Source organism: Streptomyces sp. NPDC059443 (genome assembly GCF_042750105.1).
Lineage (GTDB): Bacteria > Actinomycetota > Actinomycetes > Streptomycetales > Streptomycetaceae > Streptomyces.
Genome location: NZ_JBHYVM010000005.1, coordinates 66,296 through 90,393, shown reverse-complemented (window position 1 = coordinate 90,393; position 24,098 = coordinate 66,296). Strand labels below are relative to the sequence as shown.

The 24,098-nt window shown below is 68.2% G+C and carries 26 protein-coding genes and 1 pseudogene; 17 read left to right on the top strand and 10 right to left on the bottom strand.

Annotated features, from left to right (window positions below):
• Positions 1 to 36: 36 nt before the first annotated feature.
• A complete protein-coding gene (locus tag ACFXDJ_RS06415) occupies positions 37 to 753 on the top strand; it encodes a Tn3 family transposase (RefSeq protein WP_384660790.1) in 717 nt (238 codons plus the stop codon).
• A 109-nt stretch (positions 754 to 862) separates the two neighbouring features.
• Here ACFXDJ_RS06415 and ACFXDJ_RS06410 read toward each other — a convergent pair whose 3' ends face one another.
• Positions 863 to 1,432 carry a hypothetical protein gene (locus tag ACFXDJ_RS06410; protein ID WP_384660793.1) on the bottom strand — a complete coding sequence of 190 codons (570 nt, stop codon included), beginning with the start codon at positions 1,430 to 1,432 and terminating at the stop codon, positions 863 to 865.
• 353 nt (positions 1,433 to 1,785) lie between these two features.
• Between ACFXDJ_RS06410 and ACFXDJ_RS06405 the strand changes: the two genes are divergently transcribed.
• Positions 1,786 to 1,938, top strand: coding sequence for a hypothetical protein (locus ACFXDJ_RS06405; protein ID WP_384660795.1), 153 nt, complete (start codon positions 1,786 to 1,788; stop codon positions 1,936 to 1,938).
• A 64-nt stretch (positions 1,939 to 2,002) separates the two neighbouring features.
• Here the strand turns inward: ACFXDJ_RS06405 and ACFXDJ_RS06400 are convergent, their stop codons facing one another.
• The gene (locus tag ACFXDJ_RS06400) at positions 2,003 to 2,788 is read right to left on the bottom strand and encodes a hypothetical protein (RefSeq protein WP_384660796.1); all 786 of its coding nucleotides are present in this window, start codon (positions 2,786 to 2,788) and stop codon (positions 2,003 to 2,005) included.
• A 287-nt stretch (positions 2,789 to 3,075) separates the two neighbouring features.
• On the opposite strand from ACFXDJ_RS06400, the gene ACFXDJ_RS06395 reads away from it, so the two are divergent.
• The 8 genes from ACFXDJ_RS06395 to ACFXDJ_RS06360 all read left to right on the top strand — a co-directional run bounded on the left by ACFXDJ_RS06395 (position 3,076) and on the right by ACFXDJ_RS06360 (position 9,627).
• A complete protein-coding gene (locus ACFXDJ_RS06395; RefSeq protein ID WP_384660799.1) occupies positions 3,076 to 3,477 on the top strand; it encodes a GntR family transcriptional regulator in 402 nt (133 codons plus the stop codon).
• A complete protein-coding gene (locus tag ACFXDJ_RS06390; RefSeq protein WP_384660801.1) occupies positions 3,474 to 4,367 on the top strand; it encodes an ABC transporter ATP-binding protein in 894 nt (297 codons plus the stop codon). Before ACFXDJ_RS06395 ends, ACFXDJ_RS06390 begins: the two co-directional genes overlap by 4 nt.
• Positions 4,364 to 5,395 (top strand): ABC transporter permease subunit, encoded by a 1,032-nt coding sequence (locus ACFXDJ_RS06385; RefSeq protein ID WP_384660804.1) that lies wholly within the window; start codon positions 4,364 to 4,366, stop codon positions 5,393 to 5,395. The genes ACFXDJ_RS06390 and ACFXDJ_RS06385 overlap by 4 nt, the downstream gene beginning before the upstream one ends.
• A 294-nt stretch (positions 5,396 to 5,689) precedes the next feature.
• Positions 5,690 to 5,965 (top strand): hypothetical protein, encoded by a 276-nt coding sequence (locus ACFXDJ_RS06380; protein ID WP_384660806.1) that lies wholly within the window; start codon positions 5,690 to 5,692, stop codon positions 5,963 to 5,965.
• A 234-nt stretch (positions 5,966 to 6,199) separates the two neighbouring features.
• Entirely contained in the window at positions 6,200 to 6,697 is a 498-nt protein-coding gene (locus tag ACFXDJ_RS06375) for a hypothetical protein (RefSeq protein ID WP_384660809.1), read from the top strand.
• A gap of 626 nt (positions 6,698 to 7,323) precedes the next feature.
• A complete protein-coding gene (locus tag ACFXDJ_RS06370) occupies positions 7,324 to 7,611 on the top strand; it encodes a hypothetical protein (protein WP_384662552.1) in 288 nt (95 codons plus the stop codon).
• Between the two features lie 114 nt (positions 7,612 to 7,725).
• Positions 7,726 to 8,037, top strand: coding sequence for a site-specific integrase (locus tag ACFXDJ_RS06365; RefSeq protein WP_384662554.1), 312 nt, complete (start codon positions 7,726 to 7,728; stop codon positions 8,035 to 8,037).
• Positions 8,038 to 8,316: 279 nt separating this feature from the next.
• Complete coding sequence (locus ACFXDJ_RS06360) at positions 8,317 to 9,627, top strand: phage tail sheath family protein (RefSeq protein WP_384662558.1); 1,311 nt, start codon at positions 8,317 to 8,319, stop codon at positions 9,625 to 9,627.
• Positions 9,628 to 9,838: 211 nt separating this feature from the next.
• Here ACFXDJ_RS06360 and ACFXDJ_RS06355 read toward each other — a convergent pair whose 3' ends face one another.
• From ACFXDJ_RS06355 to ACFXDJ_RS06345, 3 genes are all read right to left on the bottom strand, one after another.
• Positions 9,839 to 10,051, bottom strand: coding sequence for a Tn3 family transposase (locus ACFXDJ_RS06355; RefSeq protein WP_384662561.1), 213 nt, complete (start codon positions 10,049 to 10,051; stop codon positions 9,839 to 9,841).
• A gap of 469 nt (positions 10,052 to 10,520) precedes the next feature.
• Positions 10,521 to 10,757, bottom strand: coding sequence for a DUF4158 domain-containing protein (locus ACFXDJ_RS06350; protein WP_384848331.1), 237 nt, complete (start codon positions 10,755 to 10,757; stop codon positions 10,521 to 10,523).
• A gap of 312 nt (positions 10,758 to 11,069) precedes the next feature.
• On the bottom strand, positions 11,070 to 11,576 hold the full coding sequence (locus tag ACFXDJ_RS06345) for a hypothetical protein (protein ID WP_384662564.1): 507 nt from the start codon (positions 11,574 to 11,576) through the stop codon (positions 11,070 to 11,072).
• Between the two features lie 754 nt (positions 11,577 to 12,330).
• Between ACFXDJ_RS06345 and ACFXDJ_RS06340 the strand changes: the two genes are divergently transcribed.
• The gene (locus ACFXDJ_RS06340; RefSeq protein ID WP_384662567.1) at positions 12,331 to 12,774 is read left to right on the top strand and encodes a hypothetical protein; all 444 of its coding nucleotides are present in this window, start codon (positions 12,331 to 12,333) and stop codon (positions 12,772 to 12,774) included.
• On the opposite strand, the gene ACFXDJ_RS06335 is transcribed toward ACFXDJ_RS06340, so the two are convergent.
• The gene (locus ACFXDJ_RS06335; RefSeq protein ID WP_384662578.1) at positions 12,771 to 13,274 is read right to left on the bottom strand and encodes a hypothetical protein; all 504 of its coding nucleotides are present in this window, start codon (positions 13,272 to 13,274) and stop codon (positions 12,771 to 12,773) included. The genes ACFXDJ_RS06340 and ACFXDJ_RS06335 overlap by 4 nt on opposite strands.
• 189 nt (positions 13,275 to 13,463) lie before the next feature.
• On the opposite strand from ACFXDJ_RS06335, the gene ACFXDJ_RS06330 reads away from it, so the two are divergent.
• Positions 13,464 to 13,802: a hypothetical protein gene (locus ACFXDJ_RS06330; protein ID WP_384662570.1), complete on the top strand. Its 339-nt coding sequence runs from the start codon at positions 13,464 to 13,466 to the stop codon at positions 13,800 to 13,802.
• A gap of 140 nt (positions 13,803 to 13,942) precedes the next feature.
• On the opposite strand, the gene ACFXDJ_RS06325 is transcribed toward ACFXDJ_RS06330, so the two are convergent.
• Complete coding sequence (locus ACFXDJ_RS06325; protein ID WP_384662573.1) at positions 13,943 to 14,311, bottom strand: VOC family protein; 369 nt, start codon at positions 14,309 to 14,311, stop codon at positions 13,943 to 13,945.
• Positions 14,312 to 14,497: 186 nt separating this feature from the next.
• On the bottom strand, positions 14,498 to 15,832 hold the full coding sequence (locus ACFXDJ_RS06320; protein ID WP_384847998.1) for a sialidase family protein: 1,335 nt from the start codon (positions 15,830 to 15,832) through the stop codon (positions 14,498 to 14,500).
• 847 nt (positions 15,833 to 16,679) lie between these two features.
• On the opposite strand from ACFXDJ_RS06320, the gene ACFXDJ_RS06315 reads away from it, so the two are divergent.
• The 3 genes from ACFXDJ_RS06315 to ACFXDJ_RS06305 all read left to right on the top strand — a co-directional run bounded on the left by ACFXDJ_RS06315 (position 16,680) and on the right by ACFXDJ_RS06305 (position 18,806).
• The gene (locus ACFXDJ_RS06315; RefSeq protein ID WP_384653879.1) at positions 16,680 to 16,985 is read left to right on the top strand and encodes a recombinase family protein; all 306 of its coding nucleotides are present in this window, start codon (positions 16,680 to 16,682) and stop codon (positions 16,983 to 16,985) included.
• Between the two features lie 299 nt (positions 16,986 to 17,284).
• Complete coding sequence (locus ACFXDJ_RS06310) at positions 17,285 to 17,656, top strand: hypothetical protein (RefSeq protein WP_384847996.1); 372 nt, start codon at positions 17,285 to 17,287, stop codon at positions 17,654 to 17,656.
• 148 nt (positions 17,657 to 17,804) lie between these two features.
• Positions 17,805 to 18,806, top strand: a complete 1,002-nt coding sequence (locus ACFXDJ_RS06305; RefSeq protein ID WP_384847993.1) for an FG-GAP repeat domain-containing protein — start codon at positions 17,805 to 17,807, stop codon at positions 18,804 to 18,806.
• A gap of 634 nt (positions 18,807 to 19,440) precedes the next feature.
• On the opposite strand, the gene ACFXDJ_RS06300 is transcribed toward ACFXDJ_RS06305, so the two are convergent.
• A complete protein-coding gene (locus ACFXDJ_RS06300) occupies positions 19,441 to 21,468 on the bottom strand; it encodes a HelD family protein (protein WP_384653874.1) in 2,028 nt (675 codons plus the stop codon).
• 348 nt (positions 21,469 to 21,816) lie between these two features.
• Here ACFXDJ_RS06300 and ACFXDJ_RS06295 point away from each other — a divergent pair.
• Together ACFXDJ_RS06295 and ACFXDJ_RS06290 are read left to right on the top strand one after the other, a co-directional pair.
• Positions 21,817 to 21,987: pseudogene (locus ACFXDJ_RS06295) on the top strand (IS256 family transposase); the annotation flags it as partial.
• Positions 21,988 to 22,029: 42 nt separating this feature from the next.
• Complete coding sequence (locus tag ACFXDJ_RS06290) at positions 22,030 to 23,013, top strand: GNAT family N-acetyltransferase (protein ID WP_384653872.1); 984 nt, start codon at positions 22,030 to 22,032, stop codon at positions 23,011 to 23,013.
• A gap of 80 nt (positions 23,014 to 23,093) precedes the next feature.
• Here the strand turns inward: ACFXDJ_RS06290 and ACFXDJ_RS06285 are convergent, their stop codons facing one another.
• Entirely contained in the window at positions 23,094 to 23,702 is a 609-nt protein-coding gene (locus ACFXDJ_RS06285) for a hypothetical protein (protein WP_384653870.1), read from the bottom strand.
• Positions 23,703 to 24,098 lie beyond the last annotated feature (396 nt).

The window sequence follows — 24,098 nt, the reverse complement described above, 5'->3', positions numbered from 1 at the left end:
GACGTCGCCACTGGCAAAGTGGACTGTGGCTTCATTGTGAAGCGCGTACATAACTCTGGCCTGGCCTGGCCTGGCCTGGCCCGTGACCCTGACGGCTTCCTCTGCGACCCCGGCGTCCGGGACTTCAGGCAGGCATTCGCCGCGGGGGACGGCACCCTCGAGTCGGGGACGGCCGCCGCCGTCCGGTCGGCCAACCTCGACCTGATCGCCGACCACTGGGACGACCTGCTCCGCCTGGCCGGATCGCTGAAGTACGGGCACGCCACCGCCTCCCTGATCGTCGGCAAGCTCTCCGCCTCCTCCCGGCAGAACGCCCTAGCGGCCGCGCTCAAGGAGTACGGCGCGATTCGGCGCACGATCTACGCGGCGAAGTACCTGTCGGACGAGGGCTACCGGCGAAAGATCGCCCGGCAGCTGAACAAGGGCGAGGCCCTCCACGCCCTGCGCCGCCAGCTCCACTACGCCCGCGAGGGCAAGATCACCCGTCGTCAGCCCGAGCAGCAGAACGAGCATGCGTGGTGCCTGACGGTGGTGACGAACGCGGTGGTCTGCTGGCACACCGAGTACGTGGGTCTGGCCGTCGACGAACTGCGCGAAGCGGGCCGCGAGGTGGGCGCCGAGGTCCTGGCGCACATCTCCCCGGCCCGCAGCTCGGTGGTGAACTACCACGGCTCCATCACCGTCGACTACGAGCACGAACCGGCCCAGCTCGACGAGCGGGGTCCAAATGCTCCAAGGAAGGCGGCATCGTGATCGTCTGCCGCTCACCCGCTGTACCCGCCGACGTTTCAGACCTCACCCCTGTCCTCCTTGTTCACCGGCTCGCGGGCGGCCTGCGCAACGGTAGGTTCGATCGGACCGGCTATCCGGCTTCGGGCCGCGCGGCAGCCGGTGCGTCGTTCGCTCGGCGGCGTCGCTGGTACGCGACGGTGAGGATCGCCAGGAGCGGGCCCCAGGCGAGGAGCGGGGCGTACGTTGTCCACAGCGCCCAGGCGGCCGGACCGCTGGTAGGGGAACCGTCGCCGTTCTCGTTCATCGGCTCCACGAAACCGAAGATCTGGTTCAGCACGGCGTACGCGCAGAACATCATGATCAGCGTTGCCCCGAGTGCGGCCGGTATGACCACCGCCGGGATCGGGATCCGTCTACCGCGCAGCCCCGGCACCCAACGCGGGACGACTTCGCCCCACGGCCGCACCAGCCCGAGGGCGAGCAGCGCGAGCCCTTCGGAAACCGCGGACAGCCCGAGCACGTACGGGCGTTCCCACACCGCCCAGTGGTAGTCCGCGTCGTAGCCGGCCAGGCCCAGCACCAGCGCGACACGCCATAACCCAGACGGCAGGACACACAGCGGGATGGCATGGGCCACCCGGACCGCCCAGCGGGGAACGGGCTCGACGGGCTCGCGGCCGGCCGACGCGCCGACTGACATCTCGGCTGCCGTTGCTGCTGCTGTGTCCCTGGCATGCGCGGTCATATGTGCCCTCCCGGCGAGATCCGACGTTGTCGATCTTCGCGTGCGGGGTGGGTGCTCAGCGTCCGCCGCCGGGTTGAGCCGGTGGGCGACCACAGGATGACACCGCCAGCGCCAGCACGAGCGGATTTCCTCCAGTAGTCCGCGCCATGGTGTCGGCAAACAATCGTTTGACGACAGGTCGTGCCGGCGTCCAATGAACCCCTGCAATCCGGGGGTTCGAGGCGGCTCGAATCCAACAGAGTCCAGCGGCCCGAGTTCCGCGAGCTGCTGACGACGCACGGCCGGGCGACACCCTCCACATTTCCGAGATGTTCGGCCTCGTACGCGGCACCGGGCACATCCTCGACGTGCTCGACGTCCTCCACCGCGAGCAGGTGGCACTGCGCATCCACGACGCGCGTGCTCCGCGATGGACCTCACCGCCCGTCACCCGCGCACCGGCGAACTGCTGTTCACCGTGAAGTTCATGATGCAGACCCTCGCCGCCGCCGGCGAACTCCAGCGTGACTTCCAGCGCGAGCTGACCTACGACGGACTGCGCGCCGCCGAGGCCAAGGGCAACAAGGGCGGACGCCGCCCCGCCGTCCCGGCCGGGAAGACCGACACGGTCCGCACCGCGTACCTGGAAGGCCGCTCCACCGCCGTCCTGGCCCGCGAGCACGGCCTCAGCTGCGCAGCCAACCCCAGGCCGTCGCTGACCTCATGCCCGAGCACACCGCCAGCAGCCCTGAGGACGCACCGGCCCCGGAGCTGCCGGTCACCCTCGACATGCCGGGCAAGGTAGACCGCGCCGGACTCCGGGAGGCCGGCTTGCGACCAGGCGTGCTGGGCCATGGCCGTGTCGCCCTCGGCGGCCGCGAGGACGTTCTGCTTCGCGCTGTTCTCGTGGACCGGGTCGGTGTCCGGGCCGAAGTCGGCGAGGTGCACGACGATGCGTACCTCGAGCTTGTGGTTCGACGCCATCCGCTCGTTGAGCCGGTAGACCCGTACGCGGTGGCCGATCAGCGCTCGGGCGCGTTCGATCATCGCCCGGCCGGCCTCGGAGTCGCCGCGGTCCGTCCGGATCGGCTGTTCGAGCTCGCCCGAGGTGTTGGGCAGGACCAGGACCCCGCGGGTGCTGGAGGGCTCCACCTTCACGTCCAGCAGCGTGGCGGTGAACTGCTTGGCGGCGTCCGGCCTTGCGATGTCCTGTCCGACCGTGTCGCCGAGTACGTAGAGACCGATGGCGCGTTCGCGGACCCGGTCGGTCCACTCCCGGTCATCAGGAGCATCCGTAGACGTCGCTCTCCTCCTGAGGCGACTTGAACGCACCGCACGTCGCCGTGGCGCCGTCGACGGACTTCGGCCATGGGGACCAGCGGTACAGCCGTTGGCGCTAAGCACTTGATCACAGCCGCTAGCTGCTGATTTCCGCGTTCGGATGAGGCCGGGACTGGAGCCGTTCGCGGAGGTCGATCTCCTCGGAGGTGAACAGGTCCTCGGGCCGGCGGACGCGGACGGGCTTCGGCCTGATCGGCGCTGCCGACTGCGGTCTTCATTGACACGGGCGCTACGACTGGAGCTATAGTGCTAGGAACCTAGATGAATAGAGGAGGACAGTGATCGAGTTTCACCTCGATGCGCGGTCCGGTGTCGCTCCGTACATGCAGCTGATTCACCAAGTGCGCCAGGCCCTGCGGCTGGGACTGCTGTCCGAGGGGGATCGGCTGCCGACGGTCAAGGACGTCGCGGCCCAAGTGGCGATCAACCCGAACACCGTGCTCAAGGCCTACCGGGAGCTCGAATACGAAGGCCTGGTCGCGAAGAAGCCCGGAGTGGGCACGTTCATCTCCGGCACGCTCAGTGATGCCTCGCTGTCCGAACACGAGCCGTTGCGCCAAGAACTGCAGCGCTGGCTGGACAAGGCGCGAGCCGCCGGGCTGGGCGAGGAGAGCATCGAGGCCTTGTTCCTGAGCACCTTCCGCGCTCGCACGCACACCGAAGAGGACGAGGAGAAATGACCGCCATTTTGGAAGCCAAAGCGCTGGGCAAGCGGTACGGCCGCAAGCAGGCGCTGTCCGACTGCACCCTGAGCGTGCCGTCCGGGCGGGTCGTCGGCCTGGTCGGCCCCAACGGGGCCGGTAAATCCACCCTGCTACAGCTGGCCTGCGGACTGATCACCCCGACTTCGGGCAGCATCGACGTGCTCGGCGGCCGTCCCGCGTCCGGCCCCGAGCAGCTGGCCAAGGTCGGTTTCGTCGCCCAGGACACCCCCACCTACCCGGGGCTGTCCATCGCCGACCATCTGCGGCTGGGCGCCCGGCTCAACCCCGGCTGGGACGCCCAGCTGGCGCAGGACCGGATCCGGCAGCTCGGCCTGGACCCCGCCCAGAAGGCAGGCAAGCTCTCCGGCGGCCAGCGCGCCCAGGTGGCCCTGACCCTCGCCGTGGCCAAAAGGCCCGAGCTGCTGCTCCTCGACGAGCCGGTCGCCGCCCTGGACCCCCTGGCCCGGCGCGAGTTCCTGCAGAGCCTGATGGAGTTCGTGGCCGAGCACGGAGCTACCGTCGTGCTCTCCTCGCACCTGGTCTCCGACCTGGAACGGGTCTGCGACCACCTGATCTCGCTGGTCGCCTCCCGCGTCCAGATCGCCGGCGACGTCGACGACCTGCTCGCCACCCACTTCCGGCTCACCACCGCCCGCCGCGAGGCCGCCACCCTGCCCGAGGGCATGGAGGTCATCCAGGCCACCCACACCGAGCGGCAGAGCACGTTCATCGTGCGCGCCGACAAAGCCATCCGCGACGCCTCCTGGGTCCTGGAGCCCCTCAACCTGGAGGACATGGTCCTCACCTACATGAGTCAGGCCGCGGCCGGGCCTGGCCGCCGACCCACTCTGGAGAACCAGCGATGATCTGGCTGACCTGGCGCCAATACCGCATCCAAACGCTCGTGGCCCTCGCCGCCCTGGCCGCGCTCTCGATATTCCTCGTGGTCACCGGACTCCAGATGCGCGACACCTACGACAGCAACGTCGTCGGCTGCCACACCGACTGCGAATCGGCCAAGGCCGCACTCGTGACGCAGTACCAGACCCTGTCCTACTACGTCACGGGCCTGATGATCGCCGTACCCGGCATCATCGGAGTCTTCTGGGGGGCTCCGCTGATCGCCCGCGAACTGGAGGCCGGCACCCACCGGCTCGTCTGGAACCAGAGCATCACCCGCGGCCGTTGGCTCGCGGTCAAGCTCGGGGCCGTCGGTCTGATCGCCGTCACCGTCACCGGACTGCTCAGCCTCCTGGTGACCTGGTGGGCCAGTCCCATGGACCGGATCAACCTGGACCGGTTCACCCCCCTGCTGTTCAGCGGACGAGCAATCGTTCCCCTCGGCTATGCCGCCTTCGCCTTCACCGTCGGCGCCTGCGCCGGTCTGTTGATCCGGCGCACTGTGCCCGCGATGGCCGCCACCCTCGTCGTCTTCACCGCCGTCCAGATCCTGGTGCCCTTCGCGATCCGCCCGCACTTCATGTCAGCGGAACGCACCGATGTCGCGCTCCGTTCCCTCGCCATGGCGCAGCCCGGTACCGGAAGCGCCGTCGCCCCGAAGGACGGCTGGAACGGGACGCAGATCCAGCTGTCGGGTTCCGGTGACAACGCCCACCTGGCGGTGGGGGTGTCCAGGCCCGGCGACTGGGTCGTGTCCACACCCGGTCCGGCGGTCGACTCGGCAGGCAGGGAGGTCCGCGGCAGCGAAGGCTGCGCGGAAGCCAGGGTCGACCCCCTCGACTGCTTCGCCAAGTCCGACCTCCACGTGAAGGTCGCCTACCAGCCCGCCGACCGCTACTGGACCTTCCAGTGGATCGAGACGGGAGTCTTCCTCGCCCTCGCCGGGCTTCTGGCCGGCTTCTGCTCCTGGTGGCTGCGTCGCCGCCTCGCCTGATTCGCCAGGACCGCACGAAGGGGCGGCCGAAGCCAATGCAACTGGCTTCGGCCGCCCCTTGCACTGTATGCGAGCTCACGCGTGCTCGGCTGACCCACCGTCCAAGGTCCGTGCACGCTGACCCCCTCGAAGAAGAAAGCCGGCACTGGAAGATGGCCTGCCTGGACCTGCTGTCGGACGGTCGACAGCACGTGATCATGATCCCCAAGGCCGACGTCCCACTGGTTACTCGGGTGATGCGGATCCCCGAATTCTCATCAGGTGAGGAATCCGGGGCCCACGGCCTTGAGTCGGATGGTGGCGAATCTCGGTCGGGGCAACGCCTTCGTGATTGTCGAGCGAGTCGACGATGAGGCGCCCGGCGATTGGTACGTGCAGGTGTGGCTGAGGGATGACAACACCTATCAGCTGGAGTTCCGGGGCGGGACGGCGGCAGAGCACTACCAGACCCGGACGATCTCCCAGGAAAAGGTGATCACCGCCCTGAGCGGCTGGGCCAAGGGGCGCCCGGATTGGAGAGACGCTTTCATGTGGAACAACCTCAGTGCCTCTTTCGCGAACGCCGACTGACCCTGCCGCCGCCTGAGGCCGACAAGGCCAGTGAGGTGCGGTCGCTCAGCTGCGACGCATGGGAATGACGTCGGGACTTGCGGCGGGGATAATGGGCCGCGCGGCCTCGGGGGTGGCGAGAAGCGCCACGATGGTGACGGGTTTTTCGCAGTGCGGGCAGTTGCGGACAGCTGTGGGCGTCAGGGGTGTGGCGGCCCTCCTGAGGCAAAGTGACACCAGAAGGGCAATACGCTGATGACCTATCAACCGGGTCGGCTGGCCGTGATCGCAGCGTCGATGGCGGGGATGATTGCGTTGACCGGATGTTCCAGCCTCGGCGAGATCGCCACCCGTCAACCGCCCTGCAAGACCGTGGATCTCTCTTCCCGGCTGAGGGAACGCTACTCCCTTCCGGAGCTTCCCAAGGCTGACGAAATTCGGTTCTGCGAGTCCTCCGATCGGGACGGCTACTCCGCCTCCTTGGCATTTCGCAGCACTCCGGAGGATTCGCGGGCCTACCTGACGAATCTTGGTATGGACCCGGCCGAATTCATCGAGATCGAGAGCACAAAGGTGGACAGGCTGGCACAGCCGGACGGTGACTCATGGGCACTCACCAGGGGGCTTGAGTACAAGACGGGCATGAAGTCGATCGGCTACAATGGGCATTGCCTCGTGGACTACAACGCCTTCATTGAGAACGCCACGAGATGGGATGGCCGTGTGTATATAGGGATGTACTGCCAGACCTGATCAGACTTCCGGTCCGGTCCGGTCCGGTCCGGCCCGGTCCGGCCCGGTCCGGTCCGGCCCGGCCCGGCCCGGCCCGGCCCGGCCCGGCCCGATGCGAGGCCGCCCGCCAACGGCTCCCTGATGATGAGCGGCCGGTGCACCTCGGCCAGCAACCGCCGTACCAGGACGCGGAGCTCTAGGAGGCCCTGTTCTCGTATGGCTACGGCGAACGGACATGTAGCGCTGGGTGATGCTCAGAGCCGGGGTTCGCTGTGAAGGCTGGCGGTGCAAAGGTTGGTGGTAGCGGCGGTTTCGTTCCGAGTTCGGCTTATCGGACTTTCGTTATCTGGCGGCCCGCCAGGATGATGCCGCAGTAAATGCCGGATTTACTGCGGCAGCGCAGGGAGGCGGGGCGCGCATGGCGAGCGAACGAGTGACCGAACTCGGGGGCGGGGGCGTGCTCAGGTTGCCGTGCGCCCGTGTTGTGCCCTTGTCCGCCCCGCCCGCGTCGTACGCCGCGGCGGTCGAGCGGTACCTCACCGGCGCGGGCATCGCGAAGTCCTCCGCGCGGATCTACCGGATCTCGCTGACTACATGGGGGTGGATGTTCGCCGGCGAACCGGCGCCGACCGGGCCGGCCCGCGGGGGTGCGAAGCCGCCCGTCTTCCCGGTGGCAGCGCCAGGGCTGGATCGTCGGCGAGCCGACGATCGGTATCGAGCGGCGGCCGGCCCCGCCGGACCGCACCAAGGCCCTCGCGGAGAACCAGATCGCGGCCCTGTGGCGTCTCGACGTCGCCCTGCGGGAGAAGACGTTCTGGAAGATGCTCTACGAGTCCGCCGCTCGCGCCGATGAGGTGCTCCGTCTGAACGTGGAGGACCTCTACCCGCAGGACAAGCGCGGGAAGATCACTGCCAAGGGCAGGGCGACGGAGTAGATCCACTGGCAGTCCGGCACCGCACAGCTGCTGCCCCGCCTCATCGGCCGCCGCACCCGCGGCCCGCTGTTCCTCACCGGCCGCCGAGCCCCGGCCGGAACGCCGTCGCTGGACATGTGCGAGGAGACCGGCCGGGCGAGGCTCTCCTACCGTCGGGCCGAGGAGATCTTCGAGGAGAACACCCGGTTGCTGGCCAACCCGCTGGCCTCGCCCGAGGGCATCGAGGACCTGGACGGCTGGACCCTGCACCGGCTGCGGCACTCCGCGCTTACCCACGACGCCGAGGGCGGCACCTCCACCCCGATGCTGCTGGCCCGCTCCCGGCACGCCTCCGTCCGCTCCCTGGAGCGGTACGCCCGGCCCGGCGTAGACGCGGTCGCCCGGCATGTCGCCGAGCGCGACCCCGCTGCGCGGCGCCGTGGTTGAACCGGGTGCTGCGGGAAGCGAAGCGGTGTGGGTGGCAAGCCTTCCGGGGCCGATTGCCTTGTGGCCAGGTCGAAGGAGGTTTCACCCGGAAGAGCGGTTTGTGCGTTCTACAGGGTAGCCACGCGGGGCGATATTGCGCCCAAATAGGCGCCAATGCCCCTGTTTATGCCGTCGGTGCCTGCGGTTTGCTGAGGTTGCGCACTGCACCAGCAGGCGTTGAAGGCCATCAGGACTTCGAGGCCGACGTCGGCGCGTAGACCCGAACCCTAAGGAGCATAGATGCCCAACCCGGTCCCGCCAGGGGTCTTCGTGAAGGATCTCCCCAGCGGAGTGCGCACGATCACTGGGGCGAGCACATCGGTCCCGGCGTTCCTCGGTTACACGAAGGCTTCCGCCAAGGACGATCCGAGCGCGACGCCCAAGCCGTTCACCGAGGCCGAGCGCACGGTCCCGCAGAGGATCGGGAGTTGGCGGGAGTTCGCGGCCCGCTACAGCGTGGCCGGCATCGCGGCGGAGCTCGCGGACCTGAACGAGGGCGACCTCGCCGCCGTTCGTACGCTGCAGCGGTGTTTCCCGTTGGCCGAGGCCGTCTACGGGTTCTTCGCCAACGGCGGGGGAACCTGCTACGTAGTGGGTTTCACCAGCCCTCAGAGCGCTGTCTCCGTCCCGGACCTCAAGGGGGACGTGGAGGCCCGTACGGGCCTGGCCGGCCTGGAGACGGTGCCGGAGGTCTCCATGGTCGCCGTGCCCAGTCTCTGGGACATGACCGCGGACGCCTCCTCCGATGACAAAGTGCCGCTGCCCTACGCGGATCAGGGTGTCAGCAGGATGGCCGCAGTGCTGAAGCACTGCACCGAGCGGCGTGACCGGCTCGCGATCCTCGACCCGCCGCCGGAGCTGGACGCCGCCGGCATGAAGGCTTTCGCCGGGAAGCTCGCCTCGCCCGACACCGACGACGCCGCGTTCACCGCCCTCTACTACCCCTGGGTCACTGTGCCGGGCGTCGACGCCGTGGAGCGCACCGTGCCGCCGTGTGGTCACGTGGCGGGAGTCTGGGCACGCACCGATGCCGAGCGCGGCGTCTTCAAGGCCCCCGCCAACCAGAACCTCCGTGGTGCCCTGAGGCTCGACACACTGCTCACGGACGACGAGCACGGCGAGCTGAACGCCCAGGGCGTCAACTGCCTGCGGGTCTTCCCGGACAGGGGCCTGCTCGTGTGGGGAGCCCGCACCAGGTCGACCACCCGCGACTGGCGCTACCTCAACGTCCGCCGCCTGGTGTCCCACCTCTCCGACTCCATCCACCAGTCCTCGACCTGGGCGGTCTTCGAGCCCAACGACGAGCGCCTGTGGGCGACGCTGCGGCATTCGGTCGCCTCGTTCCTCACCGACCAGTGGCGACAAGGCGCGCTTGTGGGCCGCACACCCGACGAGGCGTTCTACGTGATCTGCGACGACACCAACAACACGCCCGAGACCATCGACGACGGCAAGGTCGTCTGCGACATCGGCGTCGCGCCCGTCCGCCCCGCCGAGTTCGTCCACTTCACGATCACTCAGATCGCCGGACAGCCCGGCAACACCACCTGAGCGCTCACCTGCCTGCCCTGCTCCGGGGGCAGGCACGACCTTCCGGCGCGGCACACCGGCACGATTTCGCGGGATCTGCGGGGGCGTGAGTACGAGGGCGCCTGCCCGGCAGTCCCTCTTCGAGCCGTGGACGAGGACCGGCCCGCACAAGATGACGATCGTGTGGAACGGCATCCTCGTCCACCGCTCTCGCTGAGCCCCGAGCCCGCTGTCAGACGGAAGCGGTGGCCGCCTCACCCTCGGGGGTCCGCGGGCCAGGCACCATCGCCGCCCGGACGGCCAGGTCCAGCTCCAGACGGCTGCTCATGTCCAACTCGAACCGGCCGTAGGGGTTCACATGCGTCCAGAACAGCGGGGACAGCGCCCTCCGGTCCGCGTCAGTGAGCGCGTCGGCCCACTTCGGATCGGCGAGGACCTGCTGCATCAGCAGCGTGTTGACGTGGACAGGCGCTGGCGGCGGAGGCCGCCGACCACCGGGAAGATCACCCGCCGCACCGTGCCGGACGGCTCCGACAGGGCCGCCTCCGCGACCCGCAGCAGCATCGCCTCCTTGCCACGGACCTTCTTCAGCTCCGCGCCCAGCTCCTTCTCGACCTTCCGCTCTGCGCGAGTGTTGATCTTCAGTACGAGCTGGATGAACAGGTCCACCAGCGAGTCAGTGATCTCCGTCTGCCGGACGTGGCACGGCGTGGCCAGCAGCGTCAGCCGCCGCGGCGGCTTCATCCGCTCCAGGTTCGCGGGGTACTCCTTCGACGCCCGGGCCCGCCAGGCGTCCACCAGCTTCTCCGACACGTCCGCGGACAGGTCCGTTGGCAGCTCCAGCCGCCGCACCCGCGCCAGCTTGTTGACCTCTGCCAGCAGGCTCTCCAGGCCCGGGGCGCCGGGGTCCGTCTTCAGTTCCGTGAAGTGCGATCGCCCGCCCCCGGCCACGGCGCTGTCGCCGTCCGTGCCGTGCTCGGTGTCGCCGCCCGGATCTCGCCCCGGTGCCGCTGGATCGCCTTGCTCTGCCAGTCGTAGTTCGCCCACGCCTCCGCAGGCACCTTCACCTGCTGGGCCACGTACTCCACCGCGGCGGCCGGCACCTCCTTGGCCGCCTCCGGGAAACGGGCCTCCGCCTCGAAGAACTTCAGCAGCGGCGCGAACCCGAGCCGAGTCGCCCCGACATGTTCCGCACCCGCTTCATGTCGTCTTCCAGCAGCGTCCAGACCTCGATCAGGTCCTCCGGCTCCCAGTCCTGCCGCACCCTGTACTCCTCCGCCCGCCCGAGATCACTCGTTCAGCTCAACGAGGTGCCCGGCAAGGGGAAACGACGACCACGGCAGTCACCCAGCGCTACATGTCCGTTGGCCGTAGCTGTACGAGAACAGGGCCTAGCCAGAGGCCCGTCTTGTCGTTGTCGAGCCGGGTGACGTGCTTGCTGTACCCGTTGTGCTCGTCGTCGATCACGCTCTCGACTCCGGGTCCGATCCGTGAAGCGGTTCTCTGGGGCGTTGTGCGTGGACGCGGAGCACGCGCTTCACCGTCACCGCCGCCGGGAGACCGGCCAGGAGGAGGGACAGCCCCACAGGGAGCACCCCCGCCCACACCGTTGGTGAGACGTACGCGGTGCCGGATGTACCGTCCACCAGCCACGCGCGGACCGGTTGCGAATCGATGTCGCCCTCGACGGGGACCTCGAACGACGAGCCGCCGTCGTCCGGGGTGAAGACGCCCGAGCAGGACGTCGACGTTCCCGCATTGGCCACGGTGTTGTCGTACGTCCGGCAGTCGGCTTCCGTCACGGTGCCGGGCTCGCCCCACAGCGCCGCCCGCGGCTCTGCGGTGAAGTTCGTCAGTACGACGTAGGCCAGAAACAGCCCGACCAGACAGGCCAGGGCCAGCCACGGGGCGGGGCCGACCTGCTCCGGCCTGCTCCGTTGCCCGTCCAGAACGTTCCCACCCTCGCTCATCCCCACCCTCGGATCGCCGACGGACCTCCATGGTGACCGATCCGAGGTGCCCTCGGAAGCCCTCCATGACGTGCTGGAGGGCCCGCACCATCGTCGAGTCGACCGACACCAGCCAGCCGATGTCGTCGGCCGCGTCCTTCTCCGCCCGGACCGCCCGCGGCATCGCGAGAACGTCGCAGTCGGGACGTTTCGGCAACGCGGCGAGATGCCGCGCCAGACGCTGCGGCCTCGGCCATGATCCGCCGGACGAGTCCTGGGTGCGAACTCGCATCACCGCTGGTCACAGAGCCGCCTCTGGGTGAGCGCCGTACATGGCGAATCCCGTCAACAAGGTAAGGAGCGCGACAGTTGGCCCTTGAGCGTGATGGTTGGCCCCTGTGTATTCGGGTTGGCCTCTCAGCCAGAGCTGCTTCGAGCAATGGGCCTTTGGCCTGCTGGAATTCCCTACCGGTGGCTTGATGGCAGTGGGCCGGGGCCGGTGTTCCTGCGGCTGTCAGGGTGCCGAACGGGTACCTGAAGCGGCCCTATGGGTCGGTCGTGACCCGGCTACCCGACCGCAGATGGGTGGCCCGGGTGGAGAACCCCGACGCTCACAACTGGCCCCGCAGCTGACCGAGGAACCGGATGCCTCAAGCGCGGTGCAGTCAAGCGTCCGCTGCTCGACGGCTGGAGTGGTCACAAGGGAAATCGGGTCGACGGCACCTTGCGTAGCGGGGAGTATGCGACGCGACCGATCAAGCACCTGGAGACGCACGTGGGAAACCGACAAGCGGACATCGACTTCACCTTCACGCACCCAACCACCGTGCGCGCCCTGCTGGAGGTGCTGACCCCCGCGGGCTGGTCCGCCGAGGAAAACGCCGGCTACATCTCGTACATGGTCAATGACGCAGACGACATGTACGACTGGCACGACAGCACCCCCGATCGCCTCGACGCGGTGCTCGCTGAGCTGGATGCCGCGGCGAACCTGCCCTACACCGTGGGGCTGAACCTGTACCACGCGCAGGGCGGGACTGGCGGCATGCTCATGCTCTGCGCCCAGCGCAGGGAAGTCTCCTTCCTCCCCACGATCAACCGCCGACGCATCCCGGGCGCGTCGAAGTTCACCGACCTCGCCTGGTACCTGCACGCCCTCGTCCCGTCCCTCCTCAGGGTCGGCCTCGAAGGGTACGAGGCCCGGGAAGTCGCCAACTAGGCATCGTCCGGGACGGGGTACTCACGCGCTGAAGCCGTCGGTTGTATCGCTGCGGCGTCGCAGGTTCCCGCTGATCTTGCCGGAGTCGCGTGGGACCGGTCCCCGGGCAAGCTGGTGTGCTGGCGTTCGGCCGCCTCGACCGCGGTCTCGGCGAGTTGATCGGCTCGGAGGATCTTGCGGTTTCGCAGCCAGGTCTCCATGCGCTTGGCGCCGAGCCGGCGGATGGCCCCGGGGATCTGGTAGCCGGTCAGCAGGGTCAGCGGGCCCTTGTTGGTGAGGTCCAGGGCCCGTTCCAGGCTGGGGAAGATCCCGGACAACTGGGCCCGGAGCCGGTTGATGGTGCGGGTGCCCTGCTCTTCGACCGTGCGGCTGCGGGCTGCGGGCTGCGGGCTGCGGGCTTCGGCCGCGCGGGTGAGCGCGGCGATCCGGGCGAGGTTCTGCGGTGAGGTCATCCACGTCGCGGGGTCCGTCGTGCGGCCCTCCAGGTACTTCTGCGGCATCGCAGCCTGCACGCAAACCGCGCGCGGTGTCTCCATCGTGCCGTGCCCGCGCGACCGCCCGTAAGAGGTCGTTTCCTTTGGTGACTATTGAATTGGGCCGCCGAGAGACGCCAGGCCGGAGGCGGGCTCGGAGCCAGGGGGATTCTCTGGCTGATCTGGCATGATCGCCCCAAGCCATGGAGGGGCGACATGACCATTGACGACAGAGCCGATCCGACGCAGATCATCGCCCGAGTGGGTAACTTCGCACCTCGAGAGCGCGCTCTCGAGGTGTGGATGTATCTCGCCACCAAGGCCGGGTGGACGGTGAGTGCCGTCCCGGACGCAGTACTGGACACCGATGCGGGTGACTGCGGCGTCGTCGAGGTGGAGAGTCTGCGCTATCGGATCCGTCTCACTCCCCGAGTGAGGACGACGCTAGTCGATGACGCGGGCGGCCGGATGTCGCAGCGTCCCGTATTTACACACGCAGCCTGGGCCGACCCCTTGTTGGAGCCAGACAACTTCGTGCCCTACCTCGGTCGCTGAGGCACTGCCGCCTTGACTGACCCCGCCCGCGCCACCCACCTGTTTCGCGCGCTGCTCGTCCTGACGAACAGCGAGGCCATTAGCGACAATTGATCTCTATCGCAGGTAGCCCACGATCAGCACATGCCCCCGGAACCGCGTCACCGGGCCGGGATCGGCTGAGTGAGGTTCACCGGGTTGCCGTCGGGGTCCTTAATGTGGGCGACGCGCTGTCCCCACGGCATGTCGTTGGGGCCGCCGCTGACCGAGCCGCCGAGCGCCTCCACCCGAGCGAACGTCGCGTCGACGTCGTCGACACCGATGCTGAGCAGGATCCGCGGCGCCGCCCCGGTCCCCGGGTTCTCCTTGGCCACCAGCCCGAGGTCGGTGTCGCCGATGCGCAGGCCGAGGTAGAAGGCCGGGCCTTCCGCCGGTACCCGGAAGATCTCCTCAGCGCCGAACAATTGCGTATAGAAGCCGAGCAGAACGTCCTGGGCGGCAGTCAGGATCACTGGCTGGATGGTGGACATGGCACTCCTGTCGAAAACGGTCGTGTCGCTGGGTAGACCGTTCGAGGACGGAGAACTCATCGGCAACACCACCCCGCCGGACGATCTACAACACAGACTGCCGCCCACGACCAGCACGCGCACGAGCACGAGCCCCGAAACGAGGTCACGCCACCCCGCTGACGAGCACTTCAAGATGGCGGAGCTTCACCGAGGCTCCTGCTCTCTCCCCTTGGCCAGCCAGCTGTCCGAGAAGACGTCGGAATCGTGGGTCACTGTGCCGTCAGCGGCCTCTACGGTGTTTCGCAGGTCACCCCAGGTTGCGAAGACCTTGACGCCGTTGCTGGCCACCTGGATGTAGTCGCCCGCGTAGCAGCCGGTCTGGGCCTTGGGTAGGAATTGCCAGGGGACCGTCGACAGCGGTTGTTCGCGGTTGCGGACCACGGGCCCGGTCTGTGGTCCGGCGAGGGTGAGGTCGGCTTTGTCGGTGCGGATCAGGTCGGGCCCGCCGGCCGGGTCTGGAACCCGCTCGTACCAGATGGTGTGCAGGCCGTGGGCGTCGGACGTCAGGGCGGGCTGGAACCGGTCGGCCATGTGGGTCGCCGAGAGCGGACCACTGATGACCTTCGGCGCAGCCCAGGAGACGCCGCCGTCTCTGGAGTAGCTGAGGTAGATCCTGGTGGCGTTGCCGAAGCCGCCACCCAAGCCGCCTGGCCGGTCAGGCCATACGACGTAGAGCACGCCGTCAGGCCCGAGTGTGGGATCTGACGCGGACGCGTTGCGCGCTGCAAGATCTGGTGCGGTCGCGATCACCTGTTGGCCGCCGCAGTCCGCGTCCACCCGTTCACCGACTCCGTGGATCGGGGCGATCACGGTCCGGCGCAGGACGCCGGCTGTCTTGACGTCGACGGTGACCATCTCTTCCCGGCCGCTGGTCACCGTGGGATCCGCATCGGGGTCGTGCGCGCATGCGGCCTTGTCGAGGTCGTGGAAGAACACGTAGAGCTTGTTCCCCTTCGCGACCGGTGCGGCGGCGGGTGCGGACGGTTCACACAGATCCGGCTCGGTGAGCGTCGTGTGGCGCCAGTGTGTCGCGTCGGTGGAGTCGGCCAGGATGACGGGCCCCTGGATCGCTCCGGGAGAGCCCTGGTACTGGTGGTAGGTGAGGTAGAAGTGCGTGCGGCCGTCGCCGTCGCGGGCGATGGTGAGCCGCGCACGGTCGGGTTGGAATTGAAAGCCTGGCGCCGAGGCGACCGCCGGAAACGAGACGAGATGGAACGTGTCGCTGCCCGCCGGCATCTCGTACAGAGCGATCTTGACGACATCTGAGACGTCCTTTGCGAGGACGGTGAGCCAGATATTGCCCGCCGGGTCGATCGCGAGACGCGGGTCGGCAAACGGCTGCACGTCCGGCGATCGCGGCGGATTACCCATGTCGACCCACGTTCGGCCACCGTTGTGGGACACCGAGTACCCGATGTCGAATCCATCGGCGTTCTCCTCATTGAATGCCGAGACCACCTTGTTCCGATCGGCAACCACCGCAGGCTCGCTCTGGTCGAACGGCTTCCCCGAATCACTGCTCCGGCAGTTGATTTGTACGTTTCCCGTCGAGCTCGGTTCGGCCCTGCACCCGGCCGCAGCCGGGGCCGGCGAAGATGACATCGCGCGGCGATGGCTGGCCCGATGTGCATGCCCTGGAGGTCCTGGAGGCCCCCCAACGGCAGTCGAGACGCCGTTCGGTCGGTCGCGTGGGCCGGGCGTGACTCCGTACGCGCTGGAGGCGGGTACCGCCAGCAGGGCAAGGCTTGCTGTGACGAGGGCCGTGAGGGCCCTACGGCCGGTGGATCGGGGTGTGGTCAACTGCATGGCTCCTTCCTGGAGCAGCGCCGTGGCATACAGACGATTTGCGGCTTACGCGATCTTTCCCCACCGGAAAGCGTCGGCAGGCCCGGCGCGCCACGCCCGACGGACAGTCGTCACCCGCCCAGTCCTCACCGAGACGGCTCGCCAGTTCATCCGGCCGGCCGCGCTGAACTGCTGCCTCCGGTCGAGGGATTGCCTCGTCGGCGTTCTGCACCCGGACCATCGACCGCCTGCGTGCGACGCGGGCACGGCCTCTTGGCGTTCATCACCCTTGTGTCCCACCCCTCGCGATAGGTCCTGCGACATGCCAGAGCCCACCGAACCGGCCGCCACCGTCGAACAGTTCGACTGCCCCGCCTGTGAGGTGCCCGCCGGAAGCACCTGCCGCACCGCGGCGGCAGGATCGCCCCGAAGTACCACACCCCGCGCTTCATGCTCGTCCCCCAACTCTGCGCCGAGCTCGAAGTCCGCACCCCCGCCGACCGCGGCCCCGGCCGTCGACGCCGCCGTGCCGGAGGCCACGATGAAGCCCACGAGGGTGGGTTACGCGAGGTGCAGCACCGCCCAGCAAGAACTCCAGAGCCAGCTCGACGCCCTGGCGGAAGCCGGGTGCGACCCGGTCTTCTCGGAGAAGATCAGCACCCGGATGAAGGTCCGGCCCGAGTTCGTCAAGGCAATGGGCTTCGCTCGCACCATCAAGAAGGCCGTCCACCACCAACGGGTGAGGGTTCCTCGACTGGTTCGACAGCACTTACGTCGAGCCGACGGCCGAGTAGCACTGAGCGCGCTCGCCGCCGTACCCCGGAATCCACTGAGGCCCGCCACGTGACATGGCGGGCCTCAGGCCGTTCCTCCCGCCCCAGCCGACCGCAACAGCAGAACAGGTCCGAGGGGGCGCCTCCCGGCCAGCTCGGCACGCGGCGCTCGACCTGGCTACACCACTACAAGGGACATGACCATGGAGTGGAGGCCGATCCCGCGCTCGCACAATTCCATGAACCAGGCTTTGCGGGTGACGGATGATCGTTACTTCTCACTGCGATCGGGTGAAGCGACGTGTCCGTGCCGCTTGCGGCGGGGAAGTGGCATCGCGATGAGACGAGGTCGGTGATGGAGATGTCCGGGTCCGTGTTCGTGTCCGAAGAGCAGCAGACTGCACAGAAGTACCGTGATCTGCTAGGGGGTGATCCGCCGATGGCGGACGGCGCCGGCTGCTGCCCATCGTCGTCACCCTGCAGTAGAGCAGTGGGCCATGGCGACGACACCCCGCCGGCTGTGCGTGCCGAGCCCTATCCGGCCACGCTGCGAGCCCCCGGCGGTTTCCGGCTGCTGTTCCTGACGTTCACGGCGTGGGACGTCATCAAGTACTCCGTCAAACACGGCGAAGTCGTCGACCAGGAGGAGATCAACCCCGCGGTACTCCACGGACGCGGTGTACACGACCACGCAGCCCGGAGTCCTGCACAGCTTCACCGCTCAGGGCTGCGCCAAGGCAGCTGACGGCAGCACCGGCTACTGCTCACCTGCGTCGCAACCGGTGCAGCCCCGGGGCAGGGCCGTCGGGGACTCACCTGTCTCCGCGGTCGGTCCGTCTCGTCAGATCACAGGCCGCGGCATCGGGCCGTGGGTACACACAGGAGGAATCGGCATGCTCAGGACAAAGGCATCCCTGGTTGGCACGGCCGTCACCGTTGTCGCTGCTCTGACAGCCCTGAGTGCCGGCCCGGCGCAGAGCGCATCGGGCGGGGCCGAGGCCAAGGGGACCACGCCGGCCAAGGTCATCGGGGCACTCGCGCATCAAGGGGCAATGGACCAGAACCCGGCACGCATTTTCTGGCACAACTCCAGCACCAATGAGACCCAGATCTGGTTCATGATCGACAACCGCATTGCCTCCCGGGGGAGCGTGGCTGATGGTAACGGCAACCCCATCCGCTTCGGCACACCCTGGGAGATCGAAGGCATGGCGGACTTCGACCGGAACGGAAGCCCGGACATTCTCTGGCACAACACCAATACCAAGGAGACCGAGGTCTGGTACATGGACGGCAACCGTTACGCCGGACGGCAGAGCCTGCTTGAGGAGAGCGGCAGCCCCACTCGCGTCGGAGCCCCCTGGCAGATCGTCGGCGTCACAGACTTCGACCTGAACGGACACCCGGACATTCTCTGGCACAACGTCACCACCAATGAGAGCCAGATCTGGTACATGAACGGCACCCGCATCGCCGTACGGCAGAGCGTGGTTGAGGAGAGCGGCAACCCCACCCACGTCGGAACACCCTGGGAGATCGCCGGCGTTGGAGGCCTCAACGTGTTCGGAGGCCGGGACATTTTCTGGCACAACACCAGCACCAATGAGACCCAAATCTGGTACATGGACTTCAACAGCCGCATTCGCTCCCGGCGGACCGTGGTTGAGGAGAGCGGCAGCCCCACCCACGTCGGAGCACCCTGGCAGATCGCCGGCGTCACAGACTTTGACCGAGAGGGAAGCCCGGACATTCTCTGGCACAACACCAGTACCAATGAGACCCAGATCTGGTACATGAACGACGCCCGCATCGGCTCCCGGGTGAACGTGCTTGAGGAGAGCGGCAGCCCCACCCACGTCGGAGCCCCCTGGGAGATCGTCGGATCCACAAACTAATCCCGATCCTCAGTGACGGGTCGTCGGGTCGGGTTCTCCTTCTCGGCGGCCCCGGCACCCCGCCATCGGTCATGGCTTCAGGGCCGGTCCGGTCGGCGGGGCCGCAGCGGCCGGTAGCAGGCCGGGTCGAGGTTGGCGAGCAGGTCGCCACGATCAGGCAAGCAGGTCGCCGGGGCGGAGCCGCGCCTCGTACACGCCGGTGCGCACGAGGCGCGGCTCGCTGCCGCCGATCGCACGACGAGCACACAACCGCGATGGAAACCACCGGCTGACCCGCGGCCCAGCCCTTGATGCCGACTCCGTGAGATGAGTGATCACCTCGTGCCCGTCTTGGCTTGTGCGCCCACCAGATACCGGTAAGGCCCGTGGGGAGGGGCGCCGCGCAAGAGGCCGGTGATCGTCACGGCGGGGGGAGGTGAAAGCACCCCGGCGGGCTTCGGGCGGAGACGACGGCGAGGCATGCTCTCACCAAGGAATCGGCCCGTCCTCGGCCAAAAAGGTGCCTGTCGGGCCGTCCTCGCCCGCCGTCGCCAGGTCAACCGCCACGGCCGCGGCCTCCTCCGCCGTGCGCATCCCGGTGTGGCGGTTGAGGTCGGTCGCGCAGTAGCCGGGCTGCGACGCGGGTGGCGAGTCGTCAGGTGGGCTGGACGGTGATGGTGCAGAGGCGTTTGGTGGCCCGGGTCAGGGCTACGTACAAGTCCCTTTCCCCACCGGGGCGGGCCGTCTTGATCTCCTCGGGGTTCATGACGACGACTCCGTCGAATTCCAGGCCGCGTGCTTCGGACGCCGGCACGATGCGTGCGTGGTGGGCGATGCCCTGGGCCGTCAGTTCGCTCACCCTGGTGTCCGCGCAGATCACTCCCAGGAGCTCGCCCGGGTGCGCGGTGCTCTGGGCGCGGAGCTCCTCGACGACGCCGGCGACCAGGCCGTCCGCAGGTGTGGTCACGGTGCGAGGGATCTCACCGCTTCGCAGTGACCGTGTGGGCTTCTGGTCCGGAGCGATCCGCGTGAGCAGGTCCCGGACGCTCTCCAGGATCTCCTGCGTGGTGCGGTAGCTGACGGTCAGGTCGTGCAGTTTGAACCGCGGTCCGACGTGGGGGCTCAGTGCTTCCTTCCAGTCGCGTGCTGTCGCGACCGGGCCTGCCTGGGCGAAGTCACCCACCAGTGTCATCGCCCTTGCCGGGCAGCGGCGGACGATCATCCGCCACTCCATGGCGGTCAGTTCCTGCGCCTCGTCGACGACGACGTGCCCGTACGTCCGCTCGGGGGGACCGTCGACCAGGCTCGCGGCCTCGTCCAGCAACGGCACATCGGCATCGGTCCACGGGTCGTCCTGACCGCGCAGCAGAAGGGAACGCTCCTGCGGATTCAGGAGAGGCAGGCGCTCGGCGAGAGCGCTGGCGTCCGTCAGGAGCGCCTTCACGAGGTCACCCGGTACCAGCCGCGGCCACAGCGCCTCGACCGCTCGGTCGACGCCGACGTCGTCGAGGAGATCGGCTCGGATGGCGTCCACGTCCAGCTCGTGGACCGGACCTGAGTCGGCCGCACCTTCGGCACGGTGCTGGGCGACTCCTGTGAACCGGTCGAGGTTGAGGCCCGTCATCCGTTCGGTATCGGCGTCGATCTGTTCCAGGAGGTCGCCCATCTCCCGTTGCATCGCGTCGGTGACGGCGTCGGCCAAGAGCTCCCTGAACACCTGGCGCGCGGGATTGTGCCCCGGTACGGCTGCCAGGGCGGCGTCGCGTGCCGCGGCGACTTCCTCGCCGGACAGGTGAACCAGTTCCTGTCCGACCCGCACGGTGAAGTCACCGGCGGGGGCCTGGTGGACGCGCAGCAGGCCGGCCAAGGCGTCGGCGAGGTCGGAGCTGCCCTTGAGACGCGCCGTATCGAACGGGTCCACCGTGTCCGTGGACACTCCGGCCAGTTCCCGGCAGGTCGTCAGAACGACGTCGTTCTCTCCGAGCGAGGGAAGGACCTGGGAGATGTAGTCGAGGAACCGGGCGTTCGGGCCCACCACCAGGACACCCTCCTCCGCAGCGCGCGGGAACGCGTACAGGACATAGGCCGCCCGGTGCAGGGCGACCACCGTCTTGCCGGTGCCGGGCCCGCCCTGCACCACGGTCACCCCGCGGTGGGCGGAGCGGACGATCTCGTCCTGCTCGGCCTGCAGCGTCGCGACGGCCGCGTGCATCCTGCCCGTACGCCGTGCCGAGAGAGCCTCGGTCAACGGGCCGTCCCCCACGACGTCCTCGTCGGTCGGGGCGGTCCCGTCCAGCAGTTCGTCGCTCACCGAGATGACCGTGCGCTCCGCGAGGCGCAGGTGCCGGCGCCGCCGCAGGTCCATCGGGTGGACCGGTGTCGCCTCGTAGAAGGGCCGCGCCGCGTTCGCGCGCCAGTCCACGAGCAGAGGCAGGTCGTCCTCCTCCGTGTGCAGTCCGATGCGTCCGATGCGCAGGGCCGTGCCATCCGTCCAGTCGATGCGCCCGAAGACCAGTCCCTTTTCGGCGCCCTCCAGCCTTCCGATTTCTTTGGCCAGATGCTCGGCGGCGATTTCTCTCTCGTATGCCTCACCGGCGCTTTCCGCCGGGGCCTTCAGCACACTCGCTCGGTGTACTCGCGCCTCGGAAAGCCGCTCTGTGAGCAACTCGTATAAGGAGGACACATAATCCCGCTCCGCTTCAACCGCACGCGCAGCGGGATCATCGATTTTCGACAACATGGGGCTCCTTCGATTCGAGCCACACCATACGGTCAAAGTTCTCCAAAGGTAAGTCTTGACTTGCTTGGTGAGCCATGGCCCTACAGCTGAGTTCATGACGGCTGACCGTATGGCGTACCGCGCATTCTTCCGTTCCGCATATCGCCAATTGCGCTCCCGATACCCGCCTGCCTTATGGCGGGCCCGCCCTTGGACCACGGGCGTTTCAAAGTCCAGGTGACCTTGGAGTTTGGCCAGTCTCACGGATGCGCTCCTGCGGACAGGACAGGACAGGACAGGACAGGACAGGACAGGACAGGACAGGCTCGTGGCGAAGGGCACAGAGCGTGCGGAGACGCCCGCCGCCCACCTGCTGCCCGCTGGTGAGCCGTGAACGCACCCCACCTCGTCGCCCTCGTCCGCGCCGGGGCCCGCTTCGAATGCGGCCAGCTCGTTGAACGGCCGCAGCCGACCGCGGCGTGAATAGGGTGGCGGACCTGCCTCGAAGTTCGAGAACATCCGGTCATGTTGGATGGCACGGCAGGACAGGACCTTCCGGTCGGCTTCAGGTTCCGGCCGTATCGCGGCGACGAGGACCACGGCGCCATGGCCGCGGTGCGGCTGGGATGTGTTGAACGGGACCGGGTCGATATCCATTCGGTTGTGGAAGGGCTCCCGACAGCGGCCGAGATCGCCGAAGCTTCTGCCAAGCTGGAGGAGCCGTCCAAGAACCAGATCCTGGTGGTTCTCGACGGGAGCGCCATCGGCTACTCGACGATCCGGTGGTGGCAAGAGCGGGACGATACGTGGCTGTACCTGCACAGCGGCTACCTCTTGCCCGAGCATCGCGGCCAGGGCATCGGCTCAGCGATGCTGAGCTGGGCCGAAGAACGGATCCGCCAGATCGTCAGACAGCATGGAACGCCGCGGACGGCAGTGATCGGCGCGAACGCCGTGGCCTCCGAACAGGACGCCACGGCACTTCTCCGCGCAGCCGGCTACCGACGTGTCTTCAGCCTGGTCGAACTGGAGCTGGGCGATCTGCAGCAGATGCCCGAGCCGGGCGGCGAGCTGCCGGCCGGGATATGGACAGGGCCGATCGGGACAAGCCACTACCGTGCAGCCTGGAAGACGGTCGTCGATTCCTACGCGGACACCGGCTTCGCTCGGAGATGGCCCTTCCAGGACTTCGTCGACACCGCCGACCCGGCATGCTGGAGGGCTGCGTGGAACGGGCAGGACATGGTCGGCGTCGCCCTCTGCTCCATCCGCCGCCACGACCACACCGTGGGCGAGGTGGAAGAGCTGAGTGTCCGGACGGACCAGCGACGCCTTGGAATCGGCCGGGCCCTGCTGCTGGACGGGCTGCGGAGCCTTCGCGAGCAGGGCGCAACAACCGCCCGGCTGTTCACGGGCACGGCAAACCCGCACCGGTCCTACGACCTTTACGAGAGCGTGGGGTTCCGGCGGCAGAACGAGTACGTCCGCTACCGCAAGCCGCTTGCTTGATCGACCGGCCATCGGACTGTCCGGTCATCCACAGGATTTGACAAGAACTCCCGAGAAAAAGAGCGCTTGGCGCGCTTGGACTACTTCGCCCAGCGTCCCATGGCCGACGCGGTGCCGATCAGGCACTCGACGTCGGTCGGGAAGCCAACGAGGGCGTAGGCGGTCAGGCGCAGGTGACCCTCAAGGCAGACCAGGTCGTCCCGCCTCTCGCAGACGAGGATAAGCGGAGGAAACTGCTCGCCTCTGATGAACGCGCGGGCCGCGTCGACGAACGGTTCGTTGGGCACGTCGAACGCCCGTAGCCCTGCCCTGATGCGTGCGGCCGCGTCGGTCGGCCGGCGGCTGCCACCAGACAGTTCGACCCAGTAGGAGTAGTCGATGTAGCGCACGCCGACCGCCTCGTCCGCGGACAGGAGTGCCCTGGTCCAAGCGACTTGAGTGGGGAAGTTCTCGAACAGGTCGCGGTTCTCGCCGTAGCCGCGCGTCGCAGCGAGGAGAGCCCGACGTGCGATGTTCGCTCCCGCGTCGGAAAGGTCCGGATGCGTCAGCAACTGCTCGGCCTGCCCGGCTGCGGCCAGGTGGGATCGGAGGTTCTGGCCGAACCTCCGGCTGGACAGCTCGCCGCTCAAGAAGCAAGCGACCATCTCGTCCTCACCGCTCATACCCACTACCTGCACGACCGTCAGCATAGGACCGGCCTCGTTGGGCGCCCCAGACTGCTACCGGAGCGCGACTCCGCTGGCTCGGGACGTCCGCCGGGTAACTCCCGAGTGCCCGCTCGATGAGTGCGGCCTGGTGGGCAATCTTGTTGCAGTGCTGGTCGGTGAGGGGAGCGTGCTGGAGGTAGTCGTCGAAGTGGTAGCCCCAAGGGCCGGGCACGCCTCCGGGCCGACCGCGCAGGATGTACCCGATGATCTCGAAGTCGCCGGCCCGGCCGCGAGCCTGCTCACGGCTCAGCTGGACCATGCCCCATGCCGCGCGGGGCCCGGGGGGGGGGGCGCCCCCCCCCCCCGCGCCGCGCGCCCCCCCCCCCCGGGGGGGGGGGGCGGGGGGGGGCGGCCCCCCCGCGCGCCGCCCCGCGGCGC

Excerpts from the sequence above, each read along its gene's own strand:
- ACFXDJ_RS06410 (WP_384660793.1), bottom strand. The coding sequence starts at position 1,432 with ATGTCAGTCGGCGCGTCGGCCGGCCGCGAGCCCGTCGAGCCCGTTCCC.
- ACFXDJ_RS06405 (WP_384660795.1), top strand. The coding sequence starts at position 1,786 with ATGTTCGGCCTCGTACGCGGCACCGGGCACATCCTCGACGTGCTCGAC.
- ACFXDJ_RS06390 (WP_384660801.1), top strand. The coding sequence starts at position 3,474 with ATGACCGCCATTTTGGAAGCCAAAGCGCTGGGCAAGCGGTACGGCCGC.
- ACFXDJ_RS06385 (WP_384660804.1), top strand. The coding sequence starts at position 4,364 with ATGATCTGGCTGACCTGGCGCCAATACCGCATCCAAACGCTCGTGGCC.
- ACFXDJ_RS06380 (WP_384660806.1), top strand. The coding sequence starts at position 5,690 with ATGGTGGCGAATCTCGGTCGGGGCAACGCCTTCGTGATTGTCGAGCGA.
- ACFXDJ_RS06375 (WP_384660809.1), top strand. The coding sequence starts at position 6,200 with ATGACCTATCAACCGGGTCGGCTGGCCGTGATCGCAGCGTCGATGGCG.
- ACFXDJ_RS06365 (WP_384662554.1), top strand. The coding sequence starts at position 7,726 with ATGTGCGAGGAGACCGGCCGGGCGAGGCTCTCCTACCGTCGGGCCGAG.
- ACFXDJ_RS06360 (WP_384662558.1), top strand. The coding sequence starts at position 8,317 with ATGCCCAACCCGGTCCCGCCAGGGGTCTTCGTGAAGGATCTCCCCAGC.
- ACFXDJ_RS06355 (WP_384662561.1), bottom strand. The coding sequence starts at position 10,051 with ATGCAGCAGGTCCTCGCCGATCCGAAGTGGGCCGACGCGCTCACTGAC.
- ACFXDJ_RS06345 (WP_384662564.1), bottom strand. The coding sequence starts at position 11,576 with ATGAGCGAGGGTGGGAACGTTCTGGACGGGCAACGGAGCAGGCCGGAG.
- ACFXDJ_RS06335 (WP_384662578.1), bottom strand. The coding sequence starts at position 13,274 with ATGCCGCAGAAGTACCTGGAGGGCCGCACGACGGACCCCGCGACGTGG.
- ACFXDJ_RS06330 (WP_384662570.1), top strand. The coding sequence starts at position 13,464 with ATGACCATTGACGACAGAGCCGATCCGACGCAGATCATCGCCCGAGTG.
- ACFXDJ_RS06325 (WP_384662573.1), bottom strand. The coding sequence starts at position 14,311 with ATGTCCACCATCCAGCCAGTGATCCTGACTGCCGCCCAGGACGTTCTG.
- ACFXDJ_RS06315 (WP_384653879.1), top strand. The coding sequence starts at position 16,680 with ATGAAGCCCACGAGGGTGGGTTACGCGAGGTGCAGCACCGCCCAGCAA.
- ACFXDJ_RS06305 (WP_384847993.1), top strand. The coding sequence starts at position 17,805 with ATGCTCAGGACAAAGGCATCCCTGGTTGGCACGGCCGTCACCGTTGTC.
- ACFXDJ_RS06290 (WP_384653872.1), top strand. The coding sequence starts at position 22,030 with ATGTTGGATGGCACGGCAGGACAGGACCTTCCGGTCGGCTTCAGGTTC.
- ACFXDJ_RS06285 (WP_384653870.1), bottom strand. The coding sequence starts at position 23,702 with ATGCTGACGGTCGTGCAGGTAGTGGGTATGAGCGGTGAGGACGAGATG.